The organism is Pseudomonas sp. RIT288 (assembly GCF_000631985.1).
Lineage (GTDB): Bacteria > Pseudomonadota > Gammaproteobacteria > Pseudomonadales > Pseudomonadaceae > Aquipseudomonas.
Map to the genome: position 1 here is coordinate 24,384 of NZ_JFYN01000006.1, position 17,015 is coordinate 41,398.

Consider the following 17,015-nt stretch of genomic DNA (forward strand, 5'->3'; position numbering starts at 1 on the left):
AGGTGCGGTTACGGCAGGTTTGCCTGGCCCGGTACATCGCATGATCGGCCCGGTGTAGTGAACTGTGCAAGTGTCATCCGTTTGCACAGGGGGCAGCGATGCTCTCGATACCGCTGATCTGAAGCCGGGTCACATTTGGCACTTGCCCCAGACCTGACAGTCAAAAACTGTGTCGGCTGTGCTGTCCTGCTGCGGCCGTGGGTCTTTCAGGAGGCCGTCATGGGTATTTCAAAACTGTTGCGTCGAGTGCTGCTGGGAGCGGTGCTCGGTTCAGGCCTGTCCGGATGTTATTACTATGCCGGTCCCTACGATGTTTATCCCGCCACGTCTTACTATCCCGGCTACTACTCGCCTTATTACTATGGCGGATATTACGGACCGCGTTACTACGGCGGTGCTCATTATTACTACGGCGGCTACGGCTACCGCGGCGGTTACGGACGCGGTTATCACGGCGGCGGCTATCACGGTGGACACCACTGATTAGTGGCTGAATGAAAGTGATTTTCAGATGAACAGGATTTCATCAATCACATGTTTCAACTTGTTACGGAAGCGCACCAGATTCGGAAAACGCTGTCAGATGTTTCGTCAGTCACCGAATAAACGACTGATGCCTGCCAGCGTCGCTGGTGCGGCTACCCGCGGTCCAGGAGGCCGCCATGTATCGACGAATTCTTCTACTTGCTGCGATGATGTTTTCCGTTGCCGGTTGCGCTCCCTACTCCTACGCAGACAGTTATTACAGCTCGCAGGTCTACACCTCACCCGCTCCGGCGTACTACAACACTGGCGGCACCTATTACAGCGGTGGCAGCACTTACTACTCGGCCCCGCGTTACTACCAGGCGGCCCCGCGTTACTACCAACCGGCTCCGCGTTACTACTCGGCGCCGCGCTACTACCAACCAGCGCCGCGCTACTATGAGAGCCGTCGCTGGCACGACAATGATCGCGGGCGCTGGGACGGTCACCGTGGCGGTGGTTGGGATCGTGACCGTGGTGGGCGTGATCATCACGGTAACCGGGGTGACCACGGCGGGCGAGGCGGTCGCTGGTAATCATCAGCAAACAAGAAGCGGCGCATTGAGCGTCGCTTTTTTTGTGCCTGCGATTTGCCGGGCATTCAGTAAACCGTCAGATCCGCCAACGGATGCCGACCTTCCCAGACCTTGTGAAAATGCGCCTCGACCACCGCATCCGGGACATTGCTGATATCCGGCCAATGCCAGTGCGGCTTCTGATCCTTGTCGATCAATCGCGCCCGGACCCCTTCGCTGAACTCCGGATGCCGGCAGCAATTGAGGCTCAATGTGTATTCCATCTGAAACACTTCGGCCAGCGACAGGTAGCGGGCGCGTAGGATCTGTTCCCAGACCAGATGCGCGGTCAGCGGCGAGCCTTCGCTCAGGGTTTTCGCGGCGCGGGCGATCAGCGGGTCGTTGCTGTCGCGTTGCAGGCTGATGGCTTTCCAGGCGCAGGTGACGTCGCTGACGTCGAGCAGTTCGTCGATCTGCTGACGGCGCGGCAACCACTGCGCCTCGGGCATTTGCCCCACGGCTTCCTGTTGCAGGGCCTTGAACAGACTGTTGAGCTGCATGTCGGTCTGTTCCTGCCAGTTGAGTTGCAGCAGGCCTTCGATCAGTTGCGGTTGCTGCTCTTCAAGCAGAAAACGGTCGGCCAGATCCAGATCGATCGCATCCCGCCCGTTCATGTGCGCACCGGTCAGACCGAGGAACAAGCCGAGCTTGCCCGGCAACCGTGAGAGAAACCAACTGGCACCGACGTCCGGATACAGACCGATGGTGATCTCCGGCATCGCCAGGCGACTGCTCGGCGTGACGATCCGCGTGCTGGCGCCTTGCAACAGGCCCATGCCGCCGCCGAGCACGTAACCGTGGCCCCAGCAAATCAGCGGTTTGGGGTAGGTGTGCAAGCTGTAGTCCAATCGATACTCGGCGGCGAAAAACTGCGCCGCCAGTGGCGGGACTTCACCGGGGTGGGCCCGGCAGGCCTCCACCAGGCTGCGCACTTCGCCGCCGGCGCAGAACGCCTTGGCGCCGTTGCCGCGCAGCAGCACGCAGACGATTTGTCGATCCTTGGCCCAGGCGTTCAGCTTGTCGCTCAGGGCGTTGATCATCGGCAAGGACAGCGCGTTGAGCGACTTTTCAGCATCCAGGCTGGCGATCCCGAGGCGGGCGCCGTCGGTGCCAGTGAGTTCTTCGAAGTGCAGATTCATCGTGACCTCGATCGGGAAATTGAGCGTTCAGTATGATCGCTGTGTGGGAAAGTGCTGGATCTGTGTCAGATCAATTGACAAGCGTGGTCGGCTTTCCTAGGGTTCGCCCCATTGTTTTTGCCGGATATGACCATGACTGCTGACGACCGTATCAAACTCGAACCGAGCTGGAAGGAGGCACTGCGTGCTGAATTCGACCAGCCTTACATGGCAGAGTTGCGCAATTTTCTGCAGCAGGAGCGGGCGGCCGGCAAGGAAATCTATCCGCCGGGCCCGCTGATTTTCAACGCACTGAATTCGACGCCGCTGGATAAGGTCAAAGTGGTGATCCTCGGCCAGGACCCGTACCACGGCCCGGGCCAGGCCCATGGCTTGTGCTTCTCGGTGCAACCGGGCGTGCCGGCTCCGCCATCGCTGGTCAACATCTACAAAGAGTTGAAGCGCGACCTGAATATCGACATTCCCAACCACGGCTACCTGCAGAGCTGGGCCGATCAGGGCGTGTTGATGCTCAACACCACCATGACCGTCGAGCGCGCCAATGCCAACGCGCATAAGGACAAGGGCTGGCAGTTCTTCACTGACCGGATCATTGAACTGGTCAGCGAACGGCAGCCGCATCTGGTGTTCATGCTGTGGGGCGCGCATGCGCAGAGTAAACAGAAGCTGATCGACGCGACCAAACACCTGGTGCTGACGTCGGTGCATCCGTCGCCGTTGTCGGCTTATCGTGGCTTCCTGGGCTGCGGGCACTTCAGCCGGACCAACAAGTTTCTCGAGCAGAATGGTGAAGCGCCGATCGAGTGGCGTCTGCCGCCGGTTTGATGGGTTGAATGGGCGGGCCCCTTCGCGAGCAGGCTCGCTCCCACAAGAGAAAGCATTTCAATGTAGGAGTGAGCCTGCTCGCGATGAAGTCGACTCGGTGTTACTCGGGATCACGGTTCCAGTACTTGAACAACGGCTCCGCCAGAAACAGTACAAACAGCAGCCGCATCACCTGCATCGCCGTCACCAGCGGCACCGACAGTTGCAGGGTCTCCGCCGTCAGACTCATCTCGGCAATGCCGCCGGGCATCATGCCCAACGTCAGCGAACGCAGATCCAGATGGGTCAGTGCACTCAAACCCAAAGCCGCCAATGTGGCGATCAACATGGTCAGCGCCGTGCCGATCAATGTCCGGCCCATGAATGACGGTGCGCGGCGGAAGAACTGTCGATTGAAGTGACAGCCCAGGCCGCTGCCGATCAGCCACTGGCCGATCTGGCTGCCGCCGTCCGGCAGGCTGATGTGCAAGTCCCAGGCAATGCTCACCGTAGCACTGACCAGCAACGGGCCGAACAGCCACGGATTGGGTTGACGCAAACGCTGCCAGAGCCAGGCGAGCAGGGCGCCCGTAGGAAACAGAATCGCCAGCCAGCGCCAATCGACGTTGCCGGCGTGGGAAATCGGTGTGCCGTCGCCCAACAGATACTTGAACGCGGCCGGCACGCACAGCACCACCACCAGCACCCGCAGACTCTGCCCCGCCGCGACATGGCTGAGCAGCGCGCCATTGCGCGCGCCGAGGTTGACCATCTCCCCGGAGCCGCCGGGCATGCTTGAGAAAAACGCCGTGGCGCGATCTTCGCCGGTGCGGCGCATCAACCACACCCCGACCACCGCCGACAGGCTGGTGACCAGCGCACCGAAGAAGATCAAACCGAAATGACTCAGCACCTGCTCCATGACCACCGGGGTGAAGTGCAGGCCGATGCCGATGCCGACAATCCATTGGCCGCATTTGCGGCCGCCGGGGATTTCCGTGAGTTGCCATGGGGTCAGGCAGCGCACGAGGATGATCGCCAGTAACGAGCCGACCATCCACGGCAGTGGCCAGCCGATCTGGCTGGCGATAAAACCGCCAAGCAGACCGACCAGCGGGGTAGCCCACCAGCTTCGGAGGGAAGACCGATCAGACATCGGCGATGGCGCGTTGCGCCGCCGAACGCTTGCGCCAGATGCGCAGCAGCGGCATCAGCAACATGATCGCGGTCAGGATCCACACGCCGAAAGTGATCGGGCTCGACCAGAGGATTTCCAGCGCACCGTTGGAGATCGACAGCGCACGACGCAGGTTCTGCTCCATCAGACCGCCAAGAATGAACCCCAGCAGCACCGGCGACAGCGGGAAATCCAACTTGCGCAGGATGTAACCGAAGATGCCGATACCGACCATCAGGAACAGGTCGAAGGTGGTCGCATGCACTGCGTACACGCCGATCCCGGTGATGATCGCGATCACCGGCACCAGTGCCCAGTTCGGCACGGCGAGGATGCGGGTGAAGATGCGGATCATCGGGATGTTGAGGATCACCAGCATGATGTTGGCGATGAACAACGACGCGATCAGGCCCCAGACAATGTCAGGTTGCTGCTGGAACAGCAGCGGCCCCGGGGTGATGTTGTACAGCGACAGCGCGCCGATCATCACTGCGGTGGTGCCCGAACCGGGTACGCCGAGGGTCAGCATCGGCACCAGCGCGCCGCAGGCCGAAGCGCCGATCGCGGTCTCAGGAGCGGCGAGGCCACGGGCGTCACCCTGACCGAATTTGCCGCCGGCACCGGCGATGCGTTTTTCGGTCATGTAGGCCACGGCGCTGGCCAGCGTCGCGCCTGCACCCGGCAACACGCCCATGATGAAACCCAGCAGGCCGCAACGAATGTTCACCACGAACACCGACGCCGCTTCCTTGAAGTTGAACATCATGCGCCCGGTGGCTTTCACTGCTTCCTGGCCGCGATGGGTTTTTTCCAGCAGCAGGAGGATTTCACTGACCGAGAACAGACCCAGTACCAGCACCACGAACTGGATGCCGTCGGTCAGGTGAATGTTGTCGCCGGTGAAGCGGTATACGCCGCTGTTGGCGTCGATGCCGACGGTCGACAGAAACAGCCCGATCAGCGCCGCAATAAAAGTCTTCAGCGGGCGGTCACCGGCCATGCCACCGAGGCAGACAATCGCGAACACCATCAGCACGAAGTATTCCGCCGGGCCGAAGGCAATTGCCCATTTCGCCAGCAACGGGGCGAACAGCACCATGCCGCAGGTGGCGATGAACGCACCAATGAACGAACTCCACGCCGACAACGACAGCGCGACACCGGCCAGCCCCTGACGCGCCATCGGATAACCGTCGAGGGTGGTCATCACGGTGGAGGCTTCGCCCGGAATGTTCAGCAGGATCGAGCTGATCCGCCCGCCGTATTCGCAGCCCAGATACACCGCCGCCAGCAGAATCAGCGCCGACTCCGGTGGCAGGCCGAGGGCGAAGGCGATCGGGATCAGCAGGGCCACGCCGTTGATCGGGCCCAGGCCCGGCAACAACCCGACCACGGTGCCGATCAGCGTGCCGGTCAGGGCCGTGACCAGGTTGTACGGACTCAGCGCGACGCCGAAGCCCTGACCCAAATAACCGAGAGTATCCATATCAGTTCTCCAGAACGTCGAGCAGGCCCAGAGGCAGTGGAACGTCCATCAGACGGTCGAACAGCAGGTACAGACCGATGGCCATCAACGTTGTCACCACAATGCTCGGTAGCCAGCGACCGCCATACAGGCGCGCCATCGGGATACCGATCAGGATGCTGCTGAGGATGAAGCCCAGCGGTTCGAACAGGCCGGCGAAGACCAGCAACAACAGCACGCAGATGCCGATCTTGGTCAGGGTTTCGCGATCCAGCGGTGGCTCGTCTTCGCTGTGTTTGATCGGTGCCGGGCGGAACACCATGTACAGCAGCGCCACGCCCATCAGGCCGAGCATCAGCAGAGGAAAGGCGCGCGGGCCGACCGGTTCATAAGAAAAAGCCGCTTGATACGGCCACGCCATCAAGGCCAGGCCGACGCAGGCCAGCAATAGCACCGAGGCGAAAATACGTTGTAAGAGCATGGGAAACTCCTGTGCCGAGGCCTCGATGCGCGAGGCCGCAGCCGCTAGACAGAGACGATCACTGAATCAGGCCGAACTCTTTGGCCAGCACTTTGTAGTCCGCCACCTGCTTCTTCACGTAGGTGTCCAGCTCCGGGCCGGTCATGGCGAACGGAAACAGTTCACGCTGATCGCGCAGCTTGGCGAACTCATCGGAGGCCAGCAGTTTGTCGAAGGCGTCTTTCCACCAGGCGTAGTCTTCGTCGCTGACTTTTGGCCCGAGGTAGAAGCCGCGAACCACCGGCCAGACGATGTCGTAGCCCTGCTCGCGAGCGGTCGGGATGTCCTTCATTTCCGGCTCGTCGATGCGCTTGTCGGCGAATACCGCCAGCAGACGCATGTCACCGCTCTGGATGTGTGGCATGGAGTCGGAGATGTCGGTGCTGCCGACCTGGATGTGACCGCCGAGCAGCGCGGTGGCGATTTCGCCGCCGCCTTCGAGGGCGACGTAACGCAGGTCACGCGGGTTGATCCCGGCAGCCTTGGCGATCAGTGCGGTCTGCATCCAGTCCTGACTGCCGACGGTGCCGCCGGAGCCGATGACCACGGAGCTCGGATCTTTCTTCAGGGCTTTGACGAGATCGTCGAGGGTCTTGTAAGGCGAATCGCTTTTCACCGCGATGGCGCCGTAACTGGTGCCGACGGCGGCCAGCCAGCGCACATTGGTTTCATCGAAACGACCGAACTTGCCTTGCGCCAGGTTCAGCAACGAACCGCTGGACCACGCCACCAGCGTGCCGGCATCGGCCGGGCGCTGGGCGACGACTGCGTTGTACGCCACCGCGCCGACGCCGCCGGGCATGTAGGTCACGCGCATCGGTTTGGTCAGCAGTTTTTCGTTGACCAGTGCGCTCTGCGCCAGTTTGCAGGTCAGGTCGAAACCACCGCCGGGGGAGGCCGGGGCGATGCATTCCGGACGTTTCGGTTCGGCCATCAGTTGGCCGGCGAACAGCATGACGCCAGCGGCCAGAGCAACTTTACGCAGTGACAAATTCATTGGTTTCTCCACGGTTTCTTGTTGTATGGGCTTGTGTAGGAGCTGCCGCAGGCTCGGGCCACGATCGGACGATCTTTTGAACTTCAGTACTGCGGCATTTCAATCAATTACCAAAGGGCAACGCTATAGCTCACCAGCAGACGCACTTCATCGGCATCGCGAGCGGAGTAGTTGGAGCGGTAGGTGGCATTGCGCAGGCGTACGGCAACGTCCTTCAGGGCGCCGCTTTGTACTACATATTTGATCTCGGTGTTGCGCTCCCACTCTTTGCCTTCTTCGCCATTCTTGAGCTTGATGTTGTCACCGCTCAGGTAACGGCTCATGAACGACAGGCCAGGGATGCCGAGGCGGGCGAAGTCGAAATCGTAACGCGCCTGCCATGAGCGTTCTTCGGCGCCGGCGAAGTCGTTGATCTGCACGAAGTTGACCAGGTACGGGTCGCTGCCATCGACATACGGAAAGGCGCTGTCGCCGGACATGTGCTGATAACCGGCGCTGAACTTGTGGCCGCTCAGGGCATAGCTGACCAGACCGTTAAGCGAGCGGTTATCGATCTTGCCGCCACGGGCCGCGCCCTGATCGTCACTGACGGCAAAGCGCAGGTCGGTGGCGAACGTGCCCGGGCCCATCGGCCGCGAGGCGACCAAGCCGAAGAAGTGCTGGTTATAGACTTCGTCAAGCTGGGCGAAGTGGTAGCTGCCGGTGATCTTGTCGGTGAACTTGTAGTCCACGCCGGCAAAATCGAAATGCTTGCCGGCCACGGTGCCAGCGAAGCGGCTGTTCTTGTTGTTGAGGGCAATGTCCTCGAAATCGGTGCTGTCGCGATCCTTGGCTTTCTCCAGACGCCCGCCGGTGAAGGTCAGGTTCTTGATCTCTTTGGAGGTCAGCAAACCACCTTCAAACGTCTGCGGCAGGATGCGCCCGTCATTCGGTTTGAGGATCGGCAGTTCGGGAATCAGGCTGCCGATTTTCAGTTCGGTGGCGGAGATTTTCACTTTGCCGGTCAGGCCGACTTTCGAGTATTCGTTCGCCGCGCGTCCGTCATCGTGGGTCGGCAACAGGCCGGTGCCGGTACGATCCGGGCTCGAATCAAGTTTGACTCCCAACATGCCCAGCGCATCGACACCGAACCCCACGGTGCCGTCGGTGTAACCCGATTGCAGGTTGAGCATGAAACCCTGCGCCCATTCATCACGCTTGCTTTGCTGGGCACTGGTGCCGTCGCGAAAGTCGCGGTTGAAGTACATGTTGCGGGTTTCGAAGGTGGCGGAACTGTCTTTGATGAAGTCGGCGTAGCTCAGCGGCGAAAAACCGGCGAGGGCAGCAGTGCTGGCGAGGGTGGCGTGGCGCAAGCGAGAAGGACGAACAGGCGTAGGAGCCTTGGTCTGCAAGGACGGCATGCGGGTGTACTCCGTTTATTGTTCTTATTGGTCGAAAACGCTTCGAGGCGTTTTTCGTATCGCTGTGTGGCAGCAGCGACGGCAGTCGAAACTGTCCGTGACCGGACTCTAACGGGCTAACCTTTCACTAACCTTTCAGCTGGATTTCGCGGGTTTCGGGCTTCACAGCGGCGGTTGCGGCTGTAAACTCCGCGGCAAAGAGTGGCGTCGGCCATCCCTGAATGAGGTAGAGATCCATGCGTGTTCTGCTCGTCGAAGACCATCTGCAACTGGCCGAAAGTGTCGCCCAGGCGCTCAAGAGCACCGGCCTGACCGTGGACGTGTTGCACGATGGCGTGGCCGCCGACCTGGCGCTGGGCAGCGAGGAATACGCGATGGCGATCCTCGACGTCGGCCTGCCGCGCATGGATGGTTTCGAGGTGCTGGCGCGTTTGCGTGCACGCGGCAAGAATCTGCCGGTGTTGATGCTGACGGCGCGCAGCGATGTGAAGGACCGGGTCCACGGGCTTAATCTCGGCGCTGACGATTACCTGGCCAAACCCTTCGAGCTGACCGAACTCGAAGCCCGGGTCAAAGCCCTGTTGCGGCGCAGTGTGCTCGGTGGCGAGCGTCAACAGCGCTGCGGCGTACTGGCCTACGATCTCGACACCCGGCGCTTCAGCCTCGGCGAAGAACTGCTGACCCTGACGTCCCGCGAACAAGCCGTGCTCGAAGCGTTGATCGCCCGCCCGGGACGGGTGATGAGCAAGGAACAACTGGCGGCTCAGGTGTTCGGTCTCGACGAAGAAGCCAGCCCCGACGCCATCGAAATCTACGTGCATCGTCTGCGCAAGAAACTTGACGGCCAACCGGTAGCGATCGTGACTTTCCGTGGCCTCGGTTACCTGCTGGAAAGCCGCGATGCATAAGCCCAGCAGCCTGCGCTGGCGGTTGCTGTGGAACCTCGCGTTGCTGCTGGTGGTGTTGATGCTCGCCAGTGGGTTGAGCGCGTACTGGAACGGGCGCGAAGCCGCCGACACGGCCTACGACCGCACCCTGTTGGCCTCGGCGCGAACCATCGCCGCCGGCCTGTCGCAGCGTGACGGCACGCTCAGCGCCGACGTGCCCTACGTGGCGCTGGATACCTTCGCCTACGACAGCGCCGGGCGGATTTACTACCAGGTCAACGACATCCATCAGAAGCTGATTTCCGGCTATGAAAACCTGCCTGGACCACCACCCGGTACGCCAAGAACCGACGATTACCCGGCATTGGCGCGTTTCTATAACGCGACGTATCGCGGACAGAACGTGCGTGTGGTCAGCCTGCTCAAAGCGGTCACCGAGCCGAACATGAACGGCATGGCAGAAATCCGCGTCGCCGAAACCGACGAGGCGCGAGTCAGCATGGCCCGCAGTCTGGCGGCCGATACGCTGTTGCGTCTGGGCATGCTCGCCATCGGCGCCTTGTTGCTGGTGTGGTTCGCGGTGAGTGCCGCACTGCGCCCGCTGGAGCGTTTGCGCACGGCGGTGGAGGAGCGTCAGCCCGATGATTTGCGGCCGCTGCCGCTGGTGGAAGTGCAACATGAATTGTGGCCGCTGGTGCGCGCGCTCAATCACTTCACTGAACGTTTGCGCGGGCAATTCGAACGACAGGCGCAGTTCATCGCCGATGCCGCGCACGAGCTGCGCACGCCACTGGCCGCGTTGAAGGCGCGGCTGGAGCTGGGGCTGCGTTCGACTGAAGCGGAAACCTGGCGCAGCACGCTGGAATCCTCTGCGCAAGGCACCGATCGCCTGACCCATCTGGCCAATCAACTGCTGTCGCTGGCGCGGGTGGAAAACGGTGCCCGGGCGATAGCCGAGGGTGGTGCGCAGTTGCTCGATCTGAGTCAGTTGGCCCGCGAACTGGGCATGGCCATGGCGCCCTTGGCTCATGCGCGCGGGGTCGCGCTGGCGCTGGAGGCGGATGAGCCGGTGTGGCTGCGAGGTGAACCGACGTTGCTCAATGAGCTGCTGAGCAATCTGGTGGATAACGCACTGGCGCATACGCCACCGGGCGGCAACGTGATTCTGCGTGTCGCGGCGCCAGCGGTGCTTGAGGTTGAGGATGACGGGCCGGGGATTCCGCTGGAGGAGCGTGATCGGGTGTTTGAACGCTTCTATCGGCGCAATCAACAGGTCGCGGGGTCAGGGTTGGGGCTGGCGATTGTCGGAGAGATCTGCCGGGCGCATCTGGCGCAGATCACCTTGCATGATGGCGAACAGGCGGGTTTGAAGGTTCGGGTGAGTTTTATTGCCGGATAGCAGCCGAGAGGGCTTTTGTGGCGAGGGAGCTTGCTCTCGCTCGGCTGCGCAGCAGTCGTGATGAGTGCACGGTTTGCCTGATGAAGGGAGGCCGCCTGGTTTTGGGGCTGCTTCGCAGTCCAGCGGCCCCCTCGCCACAGGTCAGTAAAACATCGTCCGCGATTCTTCCAGATCCGCGCACAATTCCTTGTTCTCCGGATCGATCCCAAGCTTCCTGAACGCCGGCACGCTGAGCGGATCGATCCGCGCAATCGGATGATCGCTGTCCTTGTGGCAATACAGGCTCGCCACCTGCACCAGATCGACGTAATCAAGGTGTGCCGAGTCGCGTTTGAAATCCAGGTACAGCCCCGGCAACGCCACCAGTTGCTCGGGAAACTCCCAGACCCGCAACAGCTTGTCGCCCAGCAGCGGGTGAATGTGGTCGATCACATGGTTGAGGCTGACCGGGTCCGACAGCAGTTCGTAGTGATCTTCGGCGTAGGTCAGGATCGGCAGCACGCCGATCTGATGCACCAGTCCGCCCAGCGCCGCCTGATCAGGTTTGAGTTGGGTGTGACGGCGGCACAGGGCGTAACTGACGCCGGCGATTTCCAGGCTCTTGCGCCAGACTTCGCGCATCTTCTGTTCGACCACCTCGGAGCGGGCGTGGAAGATCTGTTCCATCACCAGCCCGATCGCCAGGTTGCTGCTGTAGTTCACCCCCAGCCGGGTGATCGCAGTGTGCAGGTCGGTGACTTCCTGGGTCGCGCGCAGCAACGGGCTGTTGACCACTTTGATCAGGCGCGCCGACAGCGCCGTGTCGCGGCCAATCACTTTGCTCAGGTCGCTGACACTGATCTCCGGGTCTTCGGCGGCCTTGCGAATTTGCAGGGCCACTTCCGGTAACGTTGGCAGAACCAGGTCATCGTTATCGATGGCCTCAACCAAATCCTGTTGGACCTTATCCGCCAGCTCGCTCATGTAGATTCTCTAGGGTGTTGCAACAAAAGCTGCGATCAGCGCTGGATTTCGCGGTCGCGATCCAGTTCATAGGGCAGGTCGAGCAAATGCAGGGCTGGCCCTTCGAGGGTGCCCAGGTGCAGATCACCCGCTTCGGCCGCTTCGGCCTGCAACACCGCCAGTAGTTCAATTTTTTCTGCGGTGCGGGCCGCAATCACCACTTCGCCGATGGCACTGCTGTGACTTGGGGCGAACAGCGGGGTACCCGGCTCAGGCAGTTCGCTCGTGTCCAGTTGCACGCGATAGAGGCGACGCTTGAGCTTGCCCAGGTACTGCATGCGCGCGACGATTTCCTGCCCGGTGTAGCAACCTTTCTTGAAACTCACGCCACCGACGGCCTGCAGGTTGAGCATCTGCGGGATGAACAACTCGCGGGTGGTCGGCATGACCTGACCGATACCGGCGCGAATCTGCCCCAGCAGCCATTGGTTCAACTCGCCCTCAGGCAGGGCAGCGGCCAGTTTGGCCTTGATGGCATCGACTTGATCGGCCGGTACCCAGAGTTCGGCGCGATCCGGGGAGACGCGAATCGCGATCAGGCCTGCGCTGCGCACCACGCTGTCGGTTTCGCTTGGCAGGTTCAGCCCCACGCTGGCCAACGCTGCGTCGCCGTGCTCCAGGCCAAAACGCACCCAGGCGGCGCTTTCGTCGGTCAATTTGGATTTGGAGAACACCGCGTACTTTTTCAGATCCGCCAGTTGCGGCTCCAGCAGTTCGCTGGCCATCGCCAGCAGCACGCCGTCACCTTCAAGCAGAATGCGGAAGCTCGACTGCATCCGGCCTTTTTGCGTGCAGCGCGCGCCCAGGCTGGCCTGGCTGTCGCTGAGGTAGTTGATGTTGCAGGTCAATTGGCCTTGCAGGAATTTGCCGGCATCCACGCCGCGAACCGCGAGTACGCCTTCATGAGACAGGGTGCAGAAAAAAGCTGAATCGGCCATGGGTCATCGCAGGGTAAAAAGTCTGGGGCACATCATAAGGGCGCGTTGTTGAAATGGGTAGTTGATAAAGGATCGGTGGTGCCCGACCAAAGCCGACTGTGCGACCCGCGCCGGGGCTGTATACTGCGCGCCTATTTGAGGAGGGCTCCATGGTCGAACAAGTTGAACTGAATCGCCTCTTTTGGCACAGCCGTCGCGGCATGCTTGAGCTTGACGTGTTGCTGGTGCCGTTCGTGAAAGAGGTTTACGCGAATCTCAACGAAGTGGATCGCGCGTTATACGTTCGCCTGCTCGAGTGCGAGGATCAGGACATGTTCGGCTGGTTCATGGAACGCAGCGAATCCGAAGACCCGGAACTGCAGCGCATGGTCCGGATGATTCTGGACCGTGTTCAGCCCAAGTAACACGTTCGAATGCCGCTGGCATGCCTCACGGCAGTTGCTGGCGGCGTATCTGTTGGCCCAGGCGTTCGCTCTGGGTGTGTTGTTTCTTTTGACGATTCCACTCTGGGCCAGTCTGCTCGGGGCTTTTGCCTGCCTGTTGCACGCCGCGTGGGTGTTGCCACGGCAGATTCTGCTGAAGCATCCGCAGGCTTTTTGCGGATTGCGCCGCGACGCCGATGGCTGGCAGTTGTGGAATCAGGCGGGCGGCTGGCTAGCGGTGCAGCTGCGCCCTGACAGCCTGGCGTTGCCGTTGATCGTGGTGTTGCGCTTTCGTTTGCGCGGGGAGCGGCGGGTGCACTCGATCTGTGTACCGCGAGACTCGCAGGCAGCGGATGTGCACCGACGCCTGCGAGTGCGGCTCAAGTTCAGCCGGCGTAGGTGGGCGGCACCAGAATAGTGTCGAGCGCCTCGGGCAGCAGGTTCGGATAGTCGAGGGTGTAATGCAGACCGCGACTTTCCTTGCGTTCCATGGCTGAGCAGATCATCAGTTCGGCGACTTGCGCCAGATTACGCAGCTCGATCAGGTCGCGGCTGACTTTATAGTTGCTGTAGAACTCGTCGATCTCGTCCAGCAACAGACGCACGCGGTGCTGCGCCCGTTGCAGACGCTTGTTGGTGCGCACGATGCCCACGTAGTCCCACATGAAGCGGCGCAGCTCGTCCCAGTTGTGGGCGATGATCACGTCTTCGTCGGAATCGGTCACCTGGCTGGCGTCCCACTCGGGCAGGGCGGTTGGCGCGGTGACGTCATCCAGTTGCGCAAGAATGTCCGCTGCCGCCGAGCGGGCATAAACGAAGCATTCGAGCAGCGAGTTGCTGGCCATGCGGTTGGCACCGTGCAGACCGGTGAAGCTGGTTTCGCCGATCGCGTACAGCCCCGGCACGTCGGTGCGACCATGTTGATCGACCATCACGCCACCACAGGTGTAGTGCGCCGCCGGTACGACCGGGATCGGCTGCTTTGTGATGTCGATGCCGAAGCCTAGGCAGCGCTCGTAAACCGTCGGGAAGTGGCTTTTGATGAAGGCTTCAGGCTTGTGGCTGATGTCGAGATAGACGCAGTCGACGCCCAGGCGCTTCATTTCATGGTCGATTGCGCGGGCGACGATGTCGCGTGGCGCCAGTTCGGCACGTTTATCGAAGCGCGGCATGAACCGTTCACCGTTGGGCAGTTTCAGGTGCGCACCTTCGCCACGCAGGGCTTCTGTGATCAGGAAACTCTTGGCCTGCGGGTGATACAGGCAAGTGGGGTGGAACTGGTTGAATTCCAGGTTCGCCACCCGGCAGCCCGAGCGCCAGGCCATGGCGATGCCGTCGCCGCAGGCACCGTCGGGGTTGCTGGTATAGAGGTAGACCTTGGCGGCGCCGCCGGACGCGAGGATCACGAAGCGTGCGCCGTAGGTATCGACTTCCCCGGTAGCGCGATTCAGCACATAGGCGCCGAGGCAGCGCTCTCCATTCATGCCCAGACGGCGTTCGGTGATCAGATCAACGGCAACTCGCTGCTCCAGCAGTTCGATATTGCTGCGCTCTCTGGCCTGGGCGAGGAGGGTGGTGAAAATTGCTGCGCCGGTTGCGTCGGCGGCATGGATGATGCGCCGATGGCTGTGGCCGCCTTCGCGGGTCAGGTGGAATTCGAAACCGCCGTCTTCGGTGCCGGACTGTTCGTCGCGGGTGAACGGCACGCCCTGATCAATCAGCCACTGGATGGCTTCGCGACTGTGCTCGACGGTGAAGCGCACCGCGTCTTCATGGCACAGACCGCCGCCGGCATTCAGGGTGTCATCGACGTGGGATTCGACAGTATCGGTATCGTCCAGCACGGCAGCGACGCCGCCCTGGGCCCAAAAAGTCGAGCCGTTGGCCAGATCACCTTTGCTCAATACGGCAATGCGCAAATGACCCGGCAGGGTCAGCGCGAGACTCAAACCGGCAGCACCGCTGCCAATGACCAGAACATCGTGTTGAAACTGTTGGCTCATTTCAGGATTCCGCTCAAAGCGACCCGGATCGGGGGTGGCGCAGGACAGCTGGATCAGCAAGTCAAGACAGCCACACAGCCCACTAGTATATAGAGGGGTGGAGCGGCACAATAGCCGGGCTCGTATGGCATTGTGAAACTACTGTGACGACAAAAGCTTGACGTTTCGTCGGACGTTTTTTTCTGTCGTTTTGGGAAAAGGCGACTGTATCGAGGATGAAACAGGCTTTTTCAGCACACGGTTGCTCAATGTCACTTCAGCACGGCTATAAATAATTGGAACTTTTGCCAGAGGCCCAAGATCAATAGTCAGTTGCCAGAAGCACGGGACAGTGTCGGCTTCAATGCAGAACCTGCGATTGGGTTTTTGCCGGCGAACCGATGACAAGATTATTCGCGCAGCCGGTTTATCCCGCGCTGCGTTTTTCGTGCGTGCCAAATCAGAGCCCGCAGGAAACTTGCCTGGAGGGGGAGAACTTTTGCGAAAAGCCCGAGTCTATGTTTGCAAGTCTGGTCGTTTAGTTATGCAAGCCTCCTCCATGCTTATCGAGGAGTGTTCATGCTAACCCAGGAAGAGGATCAGCAGCTGGTCGAGCGCGTTCAGCGTGGCGACAAGCGAGCTTTCGATCTGCTGGTGCTGAAATATCAGCACAAAATTCTCGGGTTGATCGTGCGTTTCGTGCACGACACCCATGAAGCCCAGGATGTGGCTCAGGAAGCCTTTATCAAGGCCTACAGAGCGCTAGGAAACTTTCGCGGAGACAGCGCGTTCTATACGTGGCTTTACCGCATTGCCATCAACACGGCAAAGAACTATCTGGTTTCACGCGGCCGCCGGCCGCCGGATAGCGATGTAAGTTCTGAAGATGCAGAGTTCTACGACGGCGATCACGGCCTCAAGGATCTCGAATCACCGGAACGTGCATTGCTGCGGGATGAGATCGAAGGCACCGTCCATCGAACCATTCAGCAACTGCCAGAGGATTTACGTACGGCTTTAACTTTACGTGAATTCGATGGTCTGAGTTACGAGGACATTGCGAGCGTCATGCAGTGTCCGGTGGGTACCGTGCGCTCCCGGATTTTCCGCGCTCGGGAGGCCATCGATAAAGCCCTGCAGCCGTTGTTGCAGGAAAACTGAGACAGCGGCGACAGCCAAGAGAGGAACGCCATGAGTCGTGAAGCCCTGCAGGAATCGCTGTCCGCAGTGATGGATAACGAAGCGGACGAACTGGAATTGCGTCGAGTGATCAATGCACTGGACGATGTTGAAACCCGTGAGACCTGGGCTCGTTATCAGATCGCTCGGGCAGCCATGCACAAGGATCTGCTGCTTCCGCGTCTGGACATTGCTGCGGCAGTTTCTGCTGCGCTGGAAGACGAAACGGCTCCAGCCAAAGTATCCCGCGGCCCTTGGCGCAACCTGGGTCGTCTGGCCGTTGCAGCTTCGGTGACCGTTGCAGTACTGGCCGGTGTGCGCCTGTATAACCAGGACGAAATCGCTGGCGTCGAGCTGGCCCAGCAGTCCAATCAGCCTTCGCTGGTTGCACCGCAGGTCAAAGGCCCGGCCGTCTTGGCTGGCTACAAGGAAAGCTCAGAAACCACTGGCCCGATGGCCAATGGCGTCCTGCAGGGTCAGCCAGGCTGGCACGATCAGCGTCTGCCAGGCTATCTGCGTCAGCATGCCCAGCAGGCTGCATTGAAAGGTACTGAAAGCGCTCTGCCTTATGCGCGTGCAGCAAGCATGGAAAACCGTTAAGGAG

The 17,015-nt window shown here is 60.8% G+C and carries 18 protein-coding genes; 9 read left to right on the forward strand and 9 right to left on the reverse strand.

Annotated elements, in window-relative coordinates; genetic code table 11:
- Positions 1-219 precede the first annotated feature (219 nt).
- Both BW33_RS07390 and BW33_RS07395 read left to right on the forward strand, forming a co-directional pair.
- Positions 220-483, forward strand: coding sequence for a hypothetical protein (locus tag BW33_RS07390; RefSeq protein ID WP_047598071.1), 264 nt, complete (start codon positions 220-222; stop codon positions 481-483).
- Positions 484-662: 179 nt separating this feature from the next.
- Positions 663-1,061 (forward strand): hypothetical protein, encoded by a 399-nt coding sequence (locus BW33_RS07395; protein ID WP_025110683.1) that lies wholly within the window; start codon positions 663-665, stop codon positions 1,059-1,061.
- Positions 1,062-1,126: 65 nt separating this feature from the next.
- Here the strand turns inward: BW33_RS07395 and BW33_RS07400 are convergent, their stop codons facing one another.
- The gene (locus BW33_RS07400; RefSeq protein WP_047598072.1) at positions 1,127-2,239 is read right to left on the reverse strand and encodes an enoyl-CoA hydratase/isomerase family protein; all 1,113 of its coding nucleotides are present in this window, start codon (positions 2,237-2,239) and stop codon (positions 1,127-1,129) included.
- Between the two features lie 132 nt (positions 2,240-2,371).
- On the opposite strand from BW33_RS07400, the gene ung reads away from it, so the two are divergent.
- Positions 2,372-3,064, forward strand: coding sequence for a uracil-DNA glycosylase (gene ung, locus BW33_RS07405; RefSeq protein WP_007963257.1), 693 nt, complete (start codon positions 2,372-2,374; stop codon positions 3,062-3,064).
- A gap of 100 nt (positions 3,065-3,164) precedes the next feature.
- Here ung and BW33_RS07410 read toward each other — a convergent pair whose 3' ends face one another.
- The 5 genes from BW33_RS07410 to BW33_RS07430 all read right to left on the reverse strand — a co-directional run bounded on the left by BW33_RS07410 (position 3,165) and on the right by BW33_RS07430 (position 8,602).
- Positions 3,165-4,199, reverse strand: coding sequence for an AbrB family transcriptional regulator (locus tag BW33_RS07410; RefSeq protein ID WP_047598073.1), 1,035 nt, complete (start codon positions 4,197-4,199; stop codon positions 3,165-3,167).
- The gene (locus BW33_RS07415; protein ID WP_027614452.1) at positions 4,192-5,706 is read right to left on the reverse strand and encodes a tripartite tricarboxylate transporter permease; all 1,515 of its coding nucleotides are present in this window, start codon (positions 5,704-5,706) and stop codon (positions 4,192-4,194) included. Before BW33_RS07415 ends, BW33_RS07410 begins: the two co-directional genes overlap by 8 nt.
- Position 5,707: 1 nt before the next feature.
- Positions 5,708-6,166 carry a tripartite tricarboxylate transporter TctB family protein gene (locus tag BW33_RS07420; protein WP_027614453.1) on the reverse strand — a complete coding sequence of 153 codons (459 nt, stop codon included), beginning with the start codon at positions 6,164-6,166 and terminating at the stop codon, positions 5,708-5,710.
- A gap of 58 nt (positions 6,167-6,224) precedes the next feature.
- The gene (locus BW33_RS07425; protein ID WP_027614454.1) at positions 6,225-7,202 is read right to left on the reverse strand and encodes a Bug family tripartite tricarboxylate transporter substrate binding protein; all 978 of its coding nucleotides are present in this window, start codon (positions 7,200-7,202) and stop codon (positions 6,225-6,227) included.
- Between the two features lie 107 nt (positions 7,203-7,309).
- Positions 7,310-8,602 (reverse strand): OprD family porin, encoded by a 1,293-nt coding sequence (locus BW33_RS07430; protein ID WP_047598075.1) that lies wholly within the window; start codon positions 8,600-8,602, stop codon positions 7,310-7,312.
- Positions 8,603-8,838: 236 nt separating this feature from the next.
- Between BW33_RS07430 and BW33_RS07435 the strand changes: the two genes are divergently transcribed.
- Both BW33_RS07435 and BW33_RS07440 read left to right on the forward strand, forming a co-directional pair.
- Positions 8,839-9,510, forward strand: coding sequence for a response regulator (locus BW33_RS07435; protein ID WP_003222545.1), 672 nt, complete (start codon positions 8,839-8,841; stop codon positions 9,508-9,510).
- Positions 9,503-10,888 carry a sensor histidine kinase gene (locus BW33_RS07440; protein ID WP_047598077.1) on the forward strand — a complete coding sequence of 462 codons (1,386 nt, stop codon included), beginning with the start codon at positions 9,503-9,505 and terminating at the stop codon, positions 10,886-10,888. Before BW33_RS07435 ends, BW33_RS07440 begins: the two co-directional genes overlap by 8 nt.
- Before the next feature lie 141 nt (positions 10,889-11,029).
- On the opposite strand, the gene BW33_RS07445 is transcribed toward BW33_RS07440, so the two are convergent.
- Positions 11,030-11,851 (reverse strand): HDOD domain-containing protein, encoded by an 822-nt coding sequence (locus tag BW33_RS07445; RefSeq protein ID WP_027614457.1) that lies wholly within the window; start codon positions 11,849-11,851, stop codon positions 11,030-11,032.
- A gap of 35 nt (positions 11,852-11,886) precedes the next feature.
- Positions 11,887-12,828, reverse strand: coding sequence for a CAF17-like 4Fe-4S cluster assembly/insertion protein YgfZ (ygfZ, locus tag BW33_RS07450; protein WP_047598078.1), 942 nt, complete (start codon positions 12,826-12,828; stop codon positions 11,887-11,889).
- A gap of 149 nt (positions 12,829-12,977) precedes the next feature.
- On the opposite strand from ygfZ, the gene BW33_RS07455 reads away from it, so the two are divergent.
- A complete protein-coding gene (locus BW33_RS07455; protein WP_007957989.1) occupies positions 12,978-13,232 on the forward strand; it encodes an FAD assembly factor SdhE in 255 nt (84 codons plus the stop codon).
- Positions 13,216-13,668: a protein YgfX gene (locus BW33_RS07460; RefSeq protein ID WP_047598080.1), complete on the forward strand. Its 453-nt coding sequence runs from the start codon at positions 13,216-13,218 to the stop codon at positions 13,666-13,668. Before BW33_RS07455 ends, BW33_RS07460 begins: the two co-directional genes overlap by 17 nt.
- Here the strand turns inward: BW33_RS07460 and nadB are convergent.
- Positions 13,637-15,253, reverse strand: a complete 1,617-nt coding sequence (gene nadB / locus BW33_RS07465; protein ID WP_047598081.1) for an L-aspartate oxidase — start codon at positions 15,251-15,253, stop codon at positions 13,637-13,639. The two genes, BW33_RS07460 and nadB, sit on opposite strands and share 32 nt — an antisense overlap.
- Positions 15,254-15,811: 558 nt before the next feature.
- Here nadB and rpoE point away from each other — a divergent pair.
- Complete coding sequence (gene rpoE, locus BW33_RS07470; RefSeq protein WP_003172477.1) at positions 15,812-16,393, forward strand: RNA polymerase sigma factor RpoE; 582 nt, start codon at positions 15,812-15,814, stop codon at positions 16,391-16,393.
- 30 nt (positions 16,394-16,423) lie between these two features.
- A complete protein-coding gene (locus BW33_RS07475; protein ID WP_003222558.1) occupies positions 16,424-17,011 on the forward strand; it encodes a sigma-E factor negative regulatory protein in 588 nt (195 codons plus the stop codon).
- Positions 17,012-17,015 lie beyond the last annotated feature (4 nt).

Excerpts from the sequence above, each read along its gene's own strand:
- nadB (WP_047598081.1), bottom strand. The coding sequence starts at position 15,253 with ATGAGCCAACAGTTTCAACACGATGTTCTGGTCATTGGCAGCGGTGCT.
- BW33_RS07410 (WP_047598073.1), bottom strand. The coding sequence starts at position 4,199 with ATGTCTGATCGGTCTTCCCTCCGAAGCTGGTGGGCTACCCCGCTGGTC.
- ung (WP_007963257.1), top strand. The coding sequence starts at position 2,372 with ATGACTGCTGACGACCGTATCAAACTCGAACCGAGCTGGAAGGAGGCA.
- BW33_RS07430 (WP_047598075.1), bottom strand. The coding sequence starts at position 8,602 with ATGCCGTCCTTGCAGACCAAGGCTCCTACGCCTGTTCGTCCTTCTCGC.
- BW33_RS07475 (WP_003222558.1), top strand. The coding sequence starts at position 16,424 with ATGAGTCGTGAAGCCCTGCAGGAATCGCTGTCCGCAGTGATGGATAAC.
- BW33_RS07435 (WP_003222545.1), top strand. The coding sequence starts at position 8,839 with ATGCGTGTTCTGCTCGTCGAAGACCATCTGCAACTGGCCGAAAGTGTC.
- BW33_RS07415 (WP_027614452.1), bottom strand. The coding sequence starts at position 5,706 with ATGGATACTCTCGGTTATTTGGGTCAGGGCTTCGGCGTCGCGCTGAGT.
- BW33_RS07400 (WP_047598072.1), bottom strand. The coding sequence starts at position 2,239 with ATGAATCTGCACTTCGAAGAACTCACTGGCACCGACGGCGCCCGCCTC.
- BW33_RS07420 (WP_027614453.1), bottom strand. The coding sequence starts at position 6,166 with ATGCTCTTACAACGTATTTTCGCCTCGGTGCTATTGCTGGCCTGCGTC.
- BW33_RS07455 (WP_007957989.1), top strand. The coding sequence starts at position 12,978 with ATGGTCGAACAAGTTGAACTGAATCGCCTCTTTTGGCACAGCCGTCGC.
- BW33_RS07445 (WP_027614457.1), bottom strand. The coding sequence starts at position 11,851 with ATGAGCGAGCTGGCGGATAAGGTCCAACAGGATTTGGTTGAGGCCATC.
- BW33_RS07440 (WP_047598077.1), top strand. The coding sequence starts at position 9,503 with ATGCATAAGCCCAGCAGCCTGCGCTGGCGGTTGCTGTGGAACCTCGCG.
- BW33_RS07425 (WP_027614454.1), bottom strand. The coding sequence starts at position 7,202 with ATGAATTTGTCACTGCGTAAAGTTGCTCTGGCCGCTGGCGTCATGCTG.
- BW33_RS07390 (WP_047598071.1), top strand. The coding sequence starts at position 220 with ATGGGTATTTCAAAACTGTTGCGTCGAGTGCTGCTGGGAGCGGTGCTC.
- ygfZ (WP_047598078.1), bottom strand. The coding sequence starts at position 12,828 with ATGGCCGATTCAGCTTTTTTCTGCACCCTGTCTCATGAAGGCGTACTC.
- BW33_RS07395 (WP_025110683.1), top strand. The coding sequence starts at position 663 with ATGTATCGACGAATTCTTCTACTTGCTGCGATGATGTTTTCCGTTGCC.
- rpoE (WP_003172477.1), top strand. The coding sequence starts at position 15,812 with ATGCTAACCCAGGAAGAGGATCAGCAGCTGGTCGAGCGCGTTCAGCGT.